Source organism: Lawsonibacter celer (assembly GCF_014281125.1).
Taxonomy (GTDB): Bacteria; Bacillota; Clostridia; order Oscillospirales; family Oscillospiraceae; genus Lawsonibacter_B; species Lawsonibacter_B celer.
On record NZ_JACOEA010000002.1, the window covers coordinates 73,396 to 86,825 of the forward strand.

The window sequence follows — 13,430 nt, forward strand, 5'->3', positions numbered from 1 at the left end:
TGTTTTATGGTACGTCAGTTCACCCGTAAGGAGATCAACGAGCGCCTGCGCAAAAAGATCGCGGACAAGAAGCCCATCGTCATCGGCGGCGCCGGCATCGGCCTGGTGGCCAAGATCGCCGACCAGACCGGCATCGACCTGATCATGGGCTACAACACCGGCCCCTTCCGCATGGACGGCCACGGCTCCCTGTCCGGCTATCTGGCCTACGGCGACTCCAATCTGATGACCCTGATTCTGGGCGAGCACCTGCTGAAGGTCATCAAGGACACCCCCCTCATCGGCGGCATCGGCGCGGCCGACCCCTACCGGGACATTGATCAGCTCATCGAGCGCATGATGGACATGGGCTTCTCCGGCATCACCAACGTGCCCACCACCGGCCTCTACGACGGCATCTTCCGCAAGCAGATCGACGCCACCAACCTGGGCTACCCCGAGGAGGTCAAGCTGGTGGAGAACTGCAACAAGCGGGATATCTTCACCGCCGTGTACGCCTTTAACGAGGAAGAGGCCAAGGCCATGGCCGCCGCTGGCGCCGACCTGATCGGCGCCCATGTGGGCCTGACCCTGGGCGGCACCATCGGCGCCGGCTCCGCGCTGGAGCTGGATGCGGCCTGCGAGCGTACCCAGAAGATCCTGGAGGCGGCCCGCAGCGAGAACCCCGACATCATCGTGGTCTGCCACGGAGGCCCCTTTGACTACCCCGAAAATGTCCAGGTCTGCTTCGACAAGACCGACGTCAACGGCTTCATCGGTGCCTCCAGCGTGGAGCGCCTGCCCGTGGAGAAGGCCATCCGGGAGTGCATTCAGCAGTTCCAGAACCTGAAGATGAAATAAAATAAGCCCTTAACGCGGAGCGGACGCCGGACCGAACCCTGGGGCGTCCGCTCCGGACGCATTCGGAACCCGCCGCAAAAATCCCCCAAGATAGGAGAAATGCACAATGGCAACTGTCGTTTTGGTCGGCACCCTGGACACCAAGGGCGTGGAGTACGGCTTTGTAAAGGAATGCATCCAGGAGACCGGCTGTGAAGTCATCGTCGTGGATACCGGCGTTCTGGGGGAGCCCCCCTTCCCGCCGGACATTTCCGCCGCAGAGGTCGTGGGGATGGGGGGCGTGGACCTACAGAGCATCCGCTACGGCCGGGAGGGCAGCGATACCCGCGCCGTGGCCATTGAGGCCATGAGCCGCGGGCTGGAGGTCTGCCTGGCCAAACTGGTAGCCGAGGGCCGCTGCGACGCCGTCTTCGGCATGGGCGGCTCCGGCGGCACCAACATCCTCAGCGCGGCCATGAAAACCCTGCCCCTGGGCATGCCCAAGCTGCTGCTGTCCACCATGATGTCCGGAGACGTGCGTCCCTATGTGGGCGGCACCGATATGGCGATGATGTATTCCGTGACCGATATCGCCGGACTCAACAGCTTCTCCCGCCTGATCTTGGCCAACGCCGCCCACGCCGCCGCGGGCATGGCCAGCTACCGCGCCGCCGCCCTGGAGAAGTCCCAAGGCGCGAAAAAGCCCCTGGTGGGCATCACCATGTTCGGCATCACCACCCCCGGCGTGCTGCACATGCGGGACCTGCTGGAGGAAAAGGGCTTTGAGACCATCGTGTTCCACGCCACAGGCTCGGGCGGCATGGCCATGGAGGACATGATCCGCCACGGCTTTATTGACGGAGTCATTGACTTCACCACCACCGAGCTGTGCGATTACAACTACGGCGGCGCATTCAGCGCCGGCCCTGACCGGCTGACCGCCGCGGGCGAGCGGGGCATCCCCCAGGTCATTGTCCCCGGTGCCCTTGAGGTGCTCAACTTCAACGGCGTGGCCTGTGTGCCCCCGGACAAAAACATCCCCAGCCGGAAACTCATCATCCACAACCCCACTGTGTGCGCCGTCAAGGCCACCGACGAGGAATTGACGGCCCTCGGCACGGAGCTGGGCAGCAAGGCCGCCAGGGCCAAGGGTCCCACCGAAGTCCTGCTCCCCCTGGGCGGCCTGGACAAGTATGAGGCACCAGGCGGCCCCTGGGAGAGCGAGGAGAGCGACCGCGTGCTCTTTGACGCCATCCACAGGGCCGTTGACGGCGCGGTTCCGGTCCGCGAGCTGGAGGGCAATATCAACGACCCGGTCTTTTCTGAGGCGGCGGTAGACACCTTCCTGCGGCTGTGGGGCGACACGAACCGAGGTGCCTGACATGACAAAAGAAACGTATATCAGCCAGCTTCTGGCCCGGGCCGACCAGGGCGAATGCATCATTGTGGCGGGCGTAGGCTGCGGCCTGACCGCCAAGGGCGCAGTCGGCGGCGGGGCCGACCTGCTGTGCGCCTACAACACCGCGTCCTACCGCATCCAGGGCCTGCCCACCGCGCTGGCCTTCCTCCCCTACGACGACTGCAACGCGCTTGCCTTTTCCATCGCGCCCCAGGTAGTCGCCGCCGCCGGGGGCATTCCAGTGGCCCTGGGCCTGGGCGCCCACGACCCCCGCCGGGACCTGGAGCGCCTGGTGGACCAGGCCGTGGAGCTGGGCGCGGCCGGCGTCACCAACGAGCCCTTCCTGGGCATGTACGAGGGCGACCTGCGCCGCCAGATGGAGGCCTCCGGCTTCGGCTTCAGCCGCGAGGTGGAGCTGATCCGCATTGCCAGCCGCAAGGGCCTGACCACGCTGGGCTATGTGTTCACCCCGGAGGAGGCCGTGGCCATGGCAGACGCGGGCGTGGACCTGATCGGCGCCATGGTAGGCGGTGTGACCAGCGGCGGCAGCGCCGGCGGGGCCGCCACCATTGACCTGTCCGATGCCATCCGTACCATTGAGCGCATCATCCACGCGCTGGACCGCACCGGCCGGCGGATCCCCGTGCTGCCTCACGGGGGACCGCTGAACGATGTGGCGCCGGTGCAGGAGGTCTTTCGCCGCACCCGCGCCATGGGCTACGTCACCGGCTCCACCGGCGAGCGTGTGCCCACTGAGCGCGCTGTGCGGGAAAAGATCGTGGCCTTCAAGGCCATACGGAGAGGGGTGTCCGGGTGAATCAGGCGTTTATCATCGCAATGAACGGCATCACCTACGGCGGCCTGCTCTTTATGTGCGCCAGCGGTCTGACCCTGGTGTTTGGCCTAATGCAGGTGGTCAACATGAGCCACGGCATCTTCTACCTGGTGGGCGCCTACATTGGCCTGACAGTCCAGCAGGGCACGGGCAGCTGGCTGCTGGGCATCCTCGCCGGCGGCGTAGTGACCGCCGTGGTGGCCCTTTTGCTGAAGATCTCCCTGTTCGAGCGGGTGCTGGGCGACAGCCAGCGTGAGACGCTGCTCACCCTGGGCATCAATCTGATCATCAGCGATCTGCTGCTGGCCGCCTTTGGGGGCACCCCCCGCAACGTGGTGGCACCCGACACCATCCGCACCAGCATCAATCTGGGCATATCCCGCTACCCCCTCATCCGTATCATCATCCTGGCCATCGCCATCGCGGAGGGCATTCTTCTGTTTCTGCTCATCCGCAAAACCCGCATGGGGCAGTACATTCGCGCCGGTGTGGACAACAAGGCCATGACCTCCGCCCTGGGCGTAAACATCAAGTTGGTCTTTACCTTCGTCTTTATTCTGGGCGGTTTTCTGGCCGGCACCAGCGGTGTGCTGGGCGGTACCTTTATGTCCTTTACCCAGGGCTTTGACGCCACGATTCTGACCTATTCCCTGGTGGTGGTCATCATCGGCGGCATCGGCAGTCTGGGCGGCGCGGCTCTGGGCGCGCTGATGGTGGGTCTCATCGACAGCATCACCAAGGCGCTCATCCCCAACCTGTCCATGATCAGCATCTTCGGCGCCCTCATGGTGGTGCTGGCCTTCCGGCCCAACGGCCTGCTGGGAAAGGGGGCAAAACGATGAGCAATCCTTTGCTGCGGCAGAAGCGCCCCATCGGTACCTGGATCATTCTGATCGTGATCGTGCTGCTGGCCCTGGCTCCCCTGGGCCTGTCCAGCTTCTCCGTGTTCCTGCTCTCCCGCATCCTGTTTATGGGGCTGGCGGCCATGAGCCTGTATGTCCTTATGGGCCTGGGCGGTATGCTCTCTTTCGCCCAGATGGGCTTTTTCGGCGTGACTGCCTACTCCATCGGCATCACCACCACCAAGCTGGGGTGGAGCTTCGGCGCGGGCATTGTCTTCGGCATTATTATGGTTCTGGTGGTGACGGCGGTTTTCGCCCTGATCGCCATCCGCACCTCCGGCAACTACTTTCTGATGATCACCCTGGCCTTTGGACAGATGCTCTATCTGGCGGCTCTCCAGTGGGTGGAGCTCACCGGCGGCTTCAGCGGCACCACCGCCATCCCAGTCTGGTCCTTCCTCTCCACCCGCACCCCCATGTACTATATGATCTTTGCCGTAGTGCTGGCCTGCTACCTGTTTCTAAAGCGGGTAACCGTCTCCTCCTTCGGCATCGCACTCCAGGGTGTGCGGGACAACCCCGCCAAGATGGCAGCGCTGGGCTTCAACACCCAGCTGCTGCGCTATGTGGCTATGTTGCTCTCCGGCCTGATGGCCGGACTGTCCGGAATGCTTTCCGTCATGTTCTACACGATGATTTCCCCCAATACCCTGGTGATGACCAACTCCATTATGATTATGTTCATGGTGCTGGTGGGCGGCTCCAAGAAGCTGGAAGGCGCGCTGCTGGGCTCGGCCATCTATCTGGTCATGCAGGATTTTGTCAGCCAGTATACCGAGCGCTACCAGATCATCATCGGCGTATTCTTCATCATCGTGGTGCTCTGCCTGCCCCAGGGCTTCCTGGGCCTTAAGCTTCGCGGCCGCAGAACCAAGAAGGCTGGCGCCGCGCCATGACCCTATCACATATCCGCAGGAAGGGGAGACCTCTCTTCAAAACAGAGAGGTCTCCCCTTTTTTCGTCCGTGCACACCGGCCCGCCCTGCGGCATACGATGTGCTGGAGGTTATGCCATTATGAATATCTACCAAGGCAAAGGCCTTGCTCCTTTCTCCAGCAACTCCTGCAATCCCTGCTGTCCCCCATCGCCGCCTCAGTGCGCCACGGTAACCGTGTGCTCGATTACTGGACCGGCCGGGCCCACCGGACCTACCGGACCTACCGGACCCACTGGGCCCAGTGTAACAGGTTCTACCGGTCCCACCGGGCCAACCGGGCCCACTGGCGCAACCGGGACTACTGGGGCAGCCGGCGCTACCGGACCGACCGGGCCCACTGGCGCAACCGGGACTACTGGGGCAGCCGGCGCTACCGGGGCGACCGGACCTACTGGTCCCACGGGGCCGACCGGGCCCACAGGGCCTACCGGGGCGACCGGCTCTGAAGGCACTGCGGATACAATTACGGTACGCAACACCACCACCGGCGAGCCGGGTACTGACGCCTCGGTTACCGATGTAAGCGGAAGCCCGAATCATATTCTGGACTTTGTTATCCCCCGGGGCGCCACAGGCTCGGATGGTGTGGCCGGGCCGACTGGACCTACCGGCCCTACTGGACCTACTGGCGCCACCGGAGCTACCGGTGCAACCGGTTTCTGCTGCTGTCCCTGCCGTTCCAGAGGCGAGCTGACCGTCAATGGCGGTATGGAGTCCTTCTCCGGCACCGTGCCCACCGGTTGGAGCGCCAACATCGCCACCCAAGTGAGCCAGGTCACCCAGCAGGGGCGTGTCCACTCCGGCAATTCCGCCGTGAACCTGGAGGACGGCACGGTGCTCAGCCAGAGTGTCTCCATCAACGGCGGATGCTATTACGCCTTCTCCTTCTTTGCCAGGAGCGAGGGGGCCAACGCGGCGCTGACCGCCACGGTCTCCTTCCTCAATGCGGAGGACGCGGTCACCGACAGCCTCACCATCGCCATACGCGCCCAGGACCTGCCCAACGACAACCGCGAATTCGCCTATTACCGCGGCATCACGGGGCTTGCGCCCAACGACACGGTCAGTGTGAGAATCCGCTTCACCGTCGCGGCCCAGGGTTCTCAGTCCATTGACCTGGACGATGTATCCCTCACGGTCGCCTGATCCAAATCTGCAAAAAACGGCATTGGCCGCCCTTTCGGGCGGCCAATGCCGTCTCTTTAGAAATCGCCCTACCCCTTGCGAAAGGCGAAAAAGCGCTGTCCAAAATAGTTGAGCACTGTATACAGGCACATGCCGCCCAGCTTGGTCAGCCGCTCCTGCCAAAGGCGGGACAGGCTGGTGCGTCCCAACACCCAGCCCGCGATGGGCTGGGCCAGGGCATAGGCCAGCACATAGCACACCGCCACATTGACCGCGAATTTCACCGCCGAGCGCTTCAGGGTCTCCTCGCTCTTGAAGGTAAACGAGCGGTTGAGAAAAAAGCTCATCACCGCGCCGGCCACATAGGCAATGGCGGTGGAGGGCCAATAGCCCAGCCCCTCCAGCAGAAACATGAGCACCATGGACAGCAGGGTATTGCCCACCCCCACCAGCAGAAACTTGGGGATGCTTTTATCAATCAGCTTGGCCATCTTCATCCTCCAGCACCTGGCGGATCAAAAAGCGGGGCCGCCCCTTGGTCTCCAGATAGATCTTTCCGATATACTCCCCGATGACGCCCAGAGAGAGCAGGATCAGCCCCCCGATGGCCCACACGGAGCAGATGACGCTGGCCCAGCCGGCCACGGTCATCCCCAGGGCCCACTGAGCGATAAACACCACCAGCATCACAAGGCTCACCAGAAAAATGAGCACCCCCAGCAATGTGATGTACCGGATGGGCTTGGTGGACAGGCTGGTGATGCCCTCCATGGCAAAGGCGAGCATCTTCTTCAGCGGGTATTTGCTCTCCCCGGCAAAACGCTCCCCCCGCTCATACTCCACCGTGGCGGTGGTGTAACCGATCATTGGCACGATGCCCCGGAGGAAGAGGTTGACCTCCTTAAACTGCTCCAGCCCCTCCAGGGCCCGGCGGGACATCAGGCGGTAGTCGGCGTGGTTGAACACGGTCTCCGCCCCCAGCTTGTTCATCACGCGGTAAAAGCCCTCGGCGGTAAAGCGCTTGAAAAAAGTATCCTTTTCCCGGCTGGAACGGACGCCGTAGACGATGTCGCACCCGGCATAATACTGGTCCAGCATGGCGTCCACCGCGTTAATATCGTCCTGCAGATCCGCGTCCATAGAGATGGCCATGTCACAGCGGTCCTTGGCGGTCATCAGCCCGGCCAGCAGGGCGTTCTGATGCCCCCGGTTTCGAGTCAGGTTGACGCCGGAGAAAAGCGCGCAGTCCCGGTGCAGGGCCTCAATGGTTTCCCACGTCCGGTCCCTGGAGCCGTCGTTGACCAAAAGCACCCGGCTGGCCGACGCGATTCTGTCCGCCGCCATCAGCGCCTCCAGCTTGGCCCGCAGGCGGCGCGCCGTCTCGGGCAACACCTCTTCCTCATTATAGCACGGGACCACAACGTAAAGGATGTCCGGCATTTCTCGTTCCTTCTTTCTCTTTAATCGGTCCAATCCAAGTATACTGCCCCATGGGCAGAAGCATGGGAATGATGGAATAATGATATCGCCCCGCCACCTCTACCAGCAGCTGGGCGGCGGTCAGGCCCGGACCAAGGCGCACCAGCGGTGGAAACGCTAGGCGCATCAGTGCCAGAACCCCCAGAGCCAGGGCAAAGGCCGCAAAGCACAGCGCCTGTTTGGTGAGCCCCCTCCCAAGCGCCACAGCACACAGCACGATAAAAAGCGCCAACATCACGCGGGTCAGGCGTCGGGCACCGATCTCACACAGCATAGTCATTATACCCCTTTTAGACGAAAAAAGGAACCTCTCAGTTCCAACAAAGTGTGCAACGCACCTGAATTGTATTCCGGGCACGTCTGCACGCAGAGGGCTGCCGAGGATATCAAACTCCCAAAAGTGTGTGTACCCCGGCCAGCTCCTGTCTCCAAAGGAATTCTTATCTGGCGCATCCAGATAAGAGAAGTCCCGGGACTTCTGCATTTTATTTTAACATATCAGCCCAGGGTCCGGATTCCCCGTTTTACCGATCCATCAGCTTCTGCCGCAGGTGCTCCACGGCCCTGCGCTCCAGGCGGGAGACCTGCACCTGGCTCACCCCCAGCACCCTGGCCGCCCGCTCCTGGGTCAGGCTGCGGAAATAGCGCAGGGCGATCACCTGCCGCTCTCGCTCGGGCAGAGATTCCACCGCCCCCCGCAGGGCCAGGCGCTCCACCATACCCTCCTCCATTCCCTCGGTGCCCAGTACGCTCTCCAGGGTAAAGCCATCCTCGGTCTCCATCTGCAGGGAGGCCACCGGCTGGCTGGCCTCCTCGGCGGCGGCAATATCCTCCGGCTCCAGGCCGGTTTCGGCGGCCAGCTCTGACAGGCTCGGCTCCCGGCCCAACTGGGCCGCCAGCCGCTCCCGGGCGGACCGGACCATCCCGGCCCGTTCCTTGAGCGTACGGCTGACCTTGACCACCCCGTCGTCCCGGAGAAAGCGCCGGATTTCCCCGGCAATTTTGGGCACCGCATAGGTGGAGAACTGACAGCCGAATCCTGGCTCGAACCCCCGCACCGCCTTCAGGAAGCCGAGACAGCCCAATTGATACAGGTCCTCCGGGTCCACGCCCCGCCCGTAATAACGGCGCACAATGCTCCAGATGAGCCCCGCGTTCTCCTCCATGAGCTGCGCGCAGGCGTCATTATCCCCCCGGCGGGCTTCCTCCAGCAGCTCAGGGGTATCCGCCACGCTCACACGCTTCCCCCCAAGCGGATGGAAATGCGCCGGCGCAGGGTTACCGTGGTCCCCTTTCCAGGGGTGGAGCGCACCTTTACTCCATCCATAAAACTCTCCATAATGGTGAAACCCATGCCCGAGCGCTCCTCGCCCCCGGTGGTGAACAGCGGAGCACGGGCCTGCTCCACGTCGGCGATCCCCACGCCCCAGTCCTTGATCTGGATCTCCAGCAGCTGGTCGGAAAACAGGCGCAGCCGCATGGACACCTTGCCCAGCCGGTCCGGATAGGCGTGGACAATGCAGTTGGTCACCGCCTCGCTGACGGCGGTCTTGATATCGTTGATCTCCTCCAGGGTGGGATCCAGCTGCGCGGCAAAGCAGGCCGCCGTGGTACGGGCAAAGCCCTCGTTGGCAGAGCGGCTGAGGAAGGTAATGGCCGCTTCATTGGTCGGTTTCATCTTATGTAGTTCCTCCTTATACAAAACTCATCAGGCGGTCGATGCCCGCCGCTTTCAGCAGCTTGGCCGCCTGAGGCGGGATGTTGACCACCCGGATCCGGCCGTCCAAAGCGGCCAGATGCCGGTGGGCGCGCAAAAGCACCGCAATGCCGGAGCTGTCCATAAAGGTCACGCCCCCCAGATCCACGGTGAGCACCCGGGGCAGACCCGCCCCAATCTGTCGGTCCAGCTCATCCATAATCTCTTTGGCCCGGTGGTGGTCCACCTCGCCGGAAATAGCCGCCGTCATTACCCGGTTCTCCCCTGTACAGGTCACTGCCATGGCTTGTCCCTCCGTCTGCATAAAAAAATCGCTGTATTCCATTTTCTGGAATACAGCGATTATAGCGCAATTTCGCGGTCCCATTCTGTCGAACGGGCTACCGAACAAGGGAAAAGTCGGTAAAGATCCACGTCTCCCCCACCTTTTCGTAGGGAAACTCGTAGGTCTCGCTCCCCACCACGGCAAAATCCTGTTCCGGATCCAATTGTTCCACCGTTACCTGGACCAGCCTGCGTTCCGCGCCGTCCCGGAGCACCTGTCGGGTTTCCGCCCCCTTGGTCAGATCGTCCCCCCGCGCGCCGGGACTCACGTACAGGACGCCGTCCAGATCCACATACTGCCTTCCCGCTGCCGGAAGCAGCTGGTCCACCAGCTCATCGGAAAACAGGCTTTTCAGATATCCCCGCAGATCGGACAGGGCGGCAATGCCGGGATAGTCCACCCGGTAATAGACCACATCCCCCTCCGTCCGGCTGTCCGCCGGGTCATAGGGCATGCTCTCCGCCTGAAACCAGCGGTAGGCCTCCACCGCCCGGCGATAGCAGGCCAGCACGGTCTCGTCATCCGGCCCCTCCTCCTCGGGCTGCGGGCTCTCCTCCGGAGAGGGCTCAGGCGCCGCGGTGGGAGAAGTCGGCCCGGGTGTGGCGGCGGGTGTGGGCACCGGGGTGGGGAGCGGCGTGGCCTCTGTCTCCGGGGTCTGCTCCGGCGCCGGCGAAAAAGTTGAAGAATCCTCCGTCTCCTCCGGCGCCAGAGGCGATGCCGCAGGAGCCCCGGTCCCGGTCACCCCCGCCTGAGCACAGCCAGCCAGCAGCATCAGCACCGCCACAAACGGAATCAGTCGCTTCAAAGCTTGCCCCCCTTTCTCATTCGAAATTTCATTTCTTTTTATTGTATCCCTCTTTGTCCCTTTTCACAACCGGAGCCATGGGACGCAAATCGGCAAACTGGGCCAAAAAGCGCCGAAAGGCGCGGAGAAACGCCGCCAACCGTCCTGGTTGGCGGCGTTTCTTGCCCGGATCAGTTCAAAGAAGTCTCGGAGGCCTCCAGCTTGGCGATGAAGGACTTGAGCTTTTCACAGCGCTCCCGCTCGGCCTCCACCACGTTGGCGGGGGCCTTGTTTACAAAGCCCGGGTTGCCCAGCTTGGTTTCCAGCTTGGCCAGCTCCTCCCGGTTCTTTTTCAGCTCCTTGGCGATGCGGGCGCGCTCCTTGTCCAGGTCCACTAGGTCGGCCAGGGGCATGAACAGGCGGGCGGCGTGGGTGATGACCTCCACCATGCCCCGGGCGGCCGCGTCGGCGCTGGAGCCGCTCTCTGCCATGCCCTCCAGAGTCACGTCGCTGGCGTAGCCCAGGCGCTTGAGGAAGGGGATGCCGGCGGTAAACACCGCCTGCTCCAGGGTAGCAACGGTCAGGTGGGCCTTCTTGGAGGGGGGCACGTTCATCTCCGCCCGGCGGGTGCGCACGGCCCGGATGGCATCCATGATGAGCTCCATGGCCCGCTCCTCCTCGGGGAAGTCCAGCGTGGCGTGGTGCTCCGGCCACTGCTGGAGCATCAGGTAATCGCCGCTGTGAGGCAGCGCCTGCCAGATCTCCTCGGTGATGAAGGGCATGAAGGGGTGGAGCAGCTTCAGCGTCTCGGTGAGCACATAGCACAGCACCTGCTGGGCCCGGACCTTGGAGTCCTCGTCGTCCCCCTGCAGGCGGGTCTTGGTCAGTTCGATATACCAGTCGCAGTAGGAGTCCCAGATGAAGTCGTACACCTTCTGGGCGGCCACGCCCAGCTCATAGCGCTCCATGTTGTCGGTCACGTCGGGGATCAGGCTGTTGAGCTTGGAGAGAATCCACTTGTCCTCCAGCTCCAGACGCTCGGGCAGCGTGTTCTCTGTGATGGTCAGGTTCATCATCACGAAGCGGCTGGCGTTCCAGATCTTATTGGCAAAATTGCGCATGGCCTCGCACCGCTCGGTGTAAAAGCGCATGTCGTTGCCGGGGGAATTGCCGGTGATTAGATTGAAGCGCAGGGCATCCGCGCCGTACTTCTCCGCCATCTCCAGGGGATCGATGCCGTTGCCCAGGGATTTGGACATCTTGCGGCCCTTGTCATCCCGCACCAGGCCGTGGATGAGCACGGTGTGGAAGGGCGGTTTCCCCGTGTGGGCACAGCCGGAGAAGATCATCCGGGCCACCCAGAAGAAGATGATGTCGTACCCGGTGACCAGCACGTCGGTGGGGTAGAAATACTTGTAATCCTCGGTCTCCTCAGGCCAGCCCAGGGTGGAGAAGGGCCACAGAGCGGAGGAGAACCAGGTGTCCAGCACGTCCTCCTCCTGGTGGATGCGCCTGGAGCCGCAGTGCCTGCACTCCGTCGGATCGGTTTCGACCACGGTCATTTGACCGCAGTCGTCGCAGTACCAGGCGGGAATGCGGTGGCCCCACCACAGCTGCCGGGAGATGCACCAGTCGTGGACGTTCTCCATCCAGTTGGTGTAGGTCTTGGAGAAGCGGTCGGGAACAAATTTGACCTTCCCGTCGTTGACCACCCGCAGGGCCTCCCTGGCCAGGGGCTCCATCTTCACGAACCACTGGGCGGAGATGATAGGCTCCACATCGGTGCCGCAGCGGTAGCAGGTGCCCACGTTGTGGTTCAGGTCCTCGATCTTCTCCACCAGGTCCAGGGCGGTCAGCTCGTCTAGGATGACCTTGCGGGCCTCATAGCGGTCCAGGCCCTCATATTTGCCGCCGTTTTCATTAATCCTGCCGTTGTCGTCCAGCACCCGCACCGACTCCAGGTTGTGGCGCAGGCCCACCTCGAAGTCATTGGGGTCGTGGGCGGGGGTCATCTTCACGCAGCCAGTGCCGAACTCCAGGTCCACATACTCGTCGGCCACAATGGGAATTTCCTTGTTCATCAGGGGCAGCAGGCACTTTTTACCCACCAAGTCCTGATAGCGCCCATCATTGGGGTTGACTGCCACGCCGGTGTCGCCCAGCATGGTCTCGGGCCGGGTGGTGGCCACCACCACAAAGCGGCCGGGTTCGCCCACGATGGGGTATTTCAGGTACCACAGGTGACTGGGCTTCTCCTTGTACTCCACCTCCGCGTCGCTCAGGGCGGTAACGCAGTGGGGGCACCAGTTGATGATACGGCTGCCCTTGTAGATCAGGCCCTGGTCATACAGGGAAACGAACACGTGGCGCACCGCGTTGGACAGGCCCTCGTCCATGGTGAAGCGGGCCCGGGACCAGTCGCAGGAGGCGCCCATCTTCTTCTGCTGCGCCACGATGCGGTCGCCGAACTTGTTCTTCCACTCCCACACCCGCTCCAGGAATTTCTCCCGGCCCAGGTCGTAGCGGGTCTTGCCCTCGTTCTCCCGCAGGTCCTCCTCCACCTTGATCTGGGTGGCGATCCCCGCGTGGTCCGTGCCGGGGACCCACAGGGCGGCATAGCCCTGCATACGCTTAAAGCGGGTCAGGATGTCCTGCAGGGTGCAGTCCATAGCGTGGCCCATGTGCAGCTGGCCGGTGACGTTGGGGGGCGGCATGACGATGGTGAAGGGCTTCTTCTCAGGGTCCCGGCGCCCCACAAAGCAGCCGTTCTTCTCCCACATCTCATAGATGCGGCCCTCTACCTCCTGGGGCTCATAGACCTTTGGCAATTCTTTGTTCAACGTCTTTCTCTCCTTTTCGGGGCATAAAAATTCGCCCCAAGCATTTGCTCAGGGCGAACAAAATTGTCCGCGGTACCACCTGAATTCCCCTTGCGGGGCACTCTTGCCTCTGTAACGGGAGGACCCGCCGCCCCTTACTCTCCGTTCGGGGGCGAAGCTCCGGGATCACGTTCTCCGCGCACGCGGGAGGACTTTCACCAGCCGTCCTCTCTCTGCACCCCGCGCGTGGGTACTCTTTCCCATCCAAGCCGTTGTCGATAACGCTGAT

Annotated in this window: 13 protein-coding genes, 1 pseudogene and 1 other annotated feature; of the genes and pseudogenes, 6 read left to right on the plus strand and 8 right to left on the minus strand. The window is 62.8% G+C overall.

Annotated elements, in window-relative coordinates:
• Positions 1–6 precede the first annotated feature (6 nt).
• The 6 genes and pseudogenes from H9Q75_RS05095 to H9Q75_RS12960 all read left to right on the plus strand — a co-directional run.
• The gene (locus tag H9Q75_RS05095) at positions 7–840 is read left to right on the plus strand and encodes a phosphoenolpyruvate hydrolase family protein (RefSeq protein ID WP_186565103.1); all 834 of its coding nucleotides are present in this window, start codon (positions 7–9) and stop codon (positions 838–840) included.
• Positions 841–946: 106 nt separating this feature from the next.
• Positions 947–2,200 carry a Tm-1-like ATP-binding domain-containing protein gene (locus H9Q75_RS05100; protein WP_186565104.1) on the plus strand — a complete coding sequence of 418 codons (1,254 nt, stop codon included), beginning with the start codon at positions 947–949 and terminating at the stop codon, positions 2,198–2,200.
• 1 nt (position 2,201) lies between these two features.
• Positions 2,202–3,035, plus strand: coding sequence for a phosphoenolpyruvate hydrolase family protein (locus H9Q75_RS05105; RefSeq protein ID WP_186565105.1), 834 nt, complete (start codon positions 2,202–2,204; stop codon positions 3,033–3,035).
• Positions 3,032–3,895 (plus strand): ABC transporter permease subunit, encoded by an 864-nt coding sequence (locus tag H9Q75_RS05110; protein ID WP_186565106.1) that lies wholly within the window; start codon positions 3,032–3,034, stop codon positions 3,893–3,895. The genes H9Q75_RS05105 and H9Q75_RS05110 overlap by 4 nt, the downstream gene beginning before the upstream one ends.
• Positions 3,892–4,851 carry a branched-chain amino acid ABC transporter permease gene (locus tag H9Q75_RS05115; protein WP_186565107.1) on the plus strand — a complete coding sequence of 320 codons (960 nt, stop codon included), beginning with the start codon at positions 3,892–3,894 and terminating at the stop codon, positions 4,849–4,851. Before H9Q75_RS05110 ends, H9Q75_RS05115 begins: the two co-directional genes overlap by 4 nt.
• Before the next feature lie 224 nt (positions 4,852–5,075).
• Positions 5,076–5,549 (plus strand): annotated as a pseudogene (locus H9Q75_RS12960) (collagen-like domain-containing protein); the annotation flags it as partial.
• Positions 5,550–6,106: 557 nt separating this feature from the next.
• On the opposite strand, the gene H9Q75_RS05125 reads toward H9Q75_RS12960, so the two are convergent.
• The 8 genes from H9Q75_RS05125 to H9Q75_RS05160 all read right to left on the minus strand — a co-directional run bounded on the left by H9Q75_RS05125 (position 6,107) and on the right by H9Q75_RS05160 (position 13,162).
• A complete protein-coding gene (locus tag H9Q75_RS05125) occupies positions 6,107–6,508 on the minus strand; it encodes a GtrA family protein (protein ID WP_186565108.1) in 402 nt (133 codons plus the stop codon).
• Entirely contained in the window at positions 6,492–7,457 is a 966-nt protein-coding gene (locus H9Q75_RS05130) for a glycosyltransferase family 2 protein (RefSeq protein WP_186565109.1), read from the minus strand. The genes H9Q75_RS05125 and H9Q75_RS05130 overlap by 17 nt, the downstream gene beginning before the upstream one ends.
• A complete protein-coding gene (locus H9Q75_RS05135) occupies positions 7,420–7,770 on the minus strand; it encodes a hypothetical protein (RefSeq protein WP_186565110.1) in 351 nt (116 codons plus the stop codon). Before H9Q75_RS05135 ends, H9Q75_RS05130 begins: the two co-directional genes overlap by 38 nt.
• 250 nt (positions 7,771–8,020) lie before the next feature.
• Positions 8,021–8,734: a sigma-70 family RNA polymerase sigma factor gene (locus tag H9Q75_RS05140; RefSeq protein ID WP_186565111.1), complete on the minus strand. Its 714-nt coding sequence runs from the start codon at positions 8,732–8,734 to the stop codon at positions 8,021–8,023.
• A complete protein-coding gene (gene spoIIAB / locus H9Q75_RS05145) occupies positions 8,731–9,174 on the minus strand; it encodes an anti-sigma F factor (RefSeq protein ID WP_186565112.1) in 444 nt (147 codons plus the stop codon). The genes H9Q75_RS05140 and spoIIAB overlap by 4 nt, the downstream gene beginning before the upstream one ends.
• Positions 9,175–9,190: 16 nt before the next feature.
• Positions 9,191–9,496, minus strand: coding sequence for an STAS domain-containing protein (locus H9Q75_RS05150; RefSeq protein ID WP_186565113.1), 306 nt, complete (start codon positions 9,494–9,496; stop codon positions 9,191–9,193).
• A 97-nt stretch (positions 9,497–9,593) separates the two neighbouring features.
• Positions 9,594–10,343 carry a hypothetical protein gene (locus H9Q75_RS05155; protein ID WP_186565114.1) on the minus strand — a complete coding sequence of 250 codons (750 nt, stop codon included), beginning with the start codon at positions 10,341–10,343 and terminating at the stop codon, positions 9,594–9,596.
• A 170-nt stretch (positions 10,344–10,513) separates the two neighbouring features.
• On the minus strand, positions 10,514–13,162 hold the full coding sequence (locus H9Q75_RS05160) for a valine--tRNA ligase (protein ID WP_186565115.1): 2,649 nt from the start codon (positions 13,160–13,162) through the stop codon (positions 10,514–10,516).
• A 46-nt stretch (positions 13,163–13,208) separates the two neighbouring features.
• Positions 13,209–13,417 (minus strand) — a binding site (T-box leader).
• Positions 13,418–13,430 lie beyond the last annotated feature (13 nt).

Coding starts and splice junctions, on each gene's coding strand:
- H9Q75_RS05095 (WP_186565103.1), top strand. CDS start 7: ATGGTACGTCAGTTCACCCGTAAGGAGATCAACGAGCGCCTGCGCAAA.
- H9Q75_RS05100 (WP_186565104.1), top strand. CDS start 947: ATGGCAACTGTCGTTTTGGTCGGCACCCTGGACACCAAGGGCGTGGAG.
- H9Q75_RS05105 (WP_186565105.1), top strand. CDS start 2,202: ATGACAAAAGAAACGTATATCAGCCAGCTTCTGGCCCGGGCCGACCAG.
- H9Q75_RS05115 (WP_186565107.1), top strand. CDS start 3,892: ATGAGCAATCCTTTGCTGCGGCAGAAGCGCCCCATCGGTACCTGGATC.
- H9Q75_RS05125 (WP_186565108.1), bottom strand. CDS start 6,508: ATGGCCAAGCTGATTGATAAAAGCATCCCCAAGTTTCTGCTGGTGGGG.
- H9Q75_RS05130 (WP_186565109.1), bottom strand. CDS start 7,457: ATGCCGGACATCCTTTACGTTGTGGTCCCGTGCTATAATGAGGAAGAG.
- H9Q75_RS05135 (WP_186565110.1), bottom strand. CDS start 7,770: ATGCTGTGTGAGATCGGTGCCCGACGCCTGACCCGCGTGATGTTGGCG.
- spoIIAB (WP_186565112.1), bottom strand. CDS start 9,174: ATGAAACCGACCAATGAAGCGGCCATTACCTTCCTCAGCCGCTCTGCC.
- H9Q75_RS05150 (WP_186565113.1), bottom strand. CDS start 9,496: ATGGCAGTGACCTGTACAGGGGAGAACCGGGTAATGACGGCGGCTATT.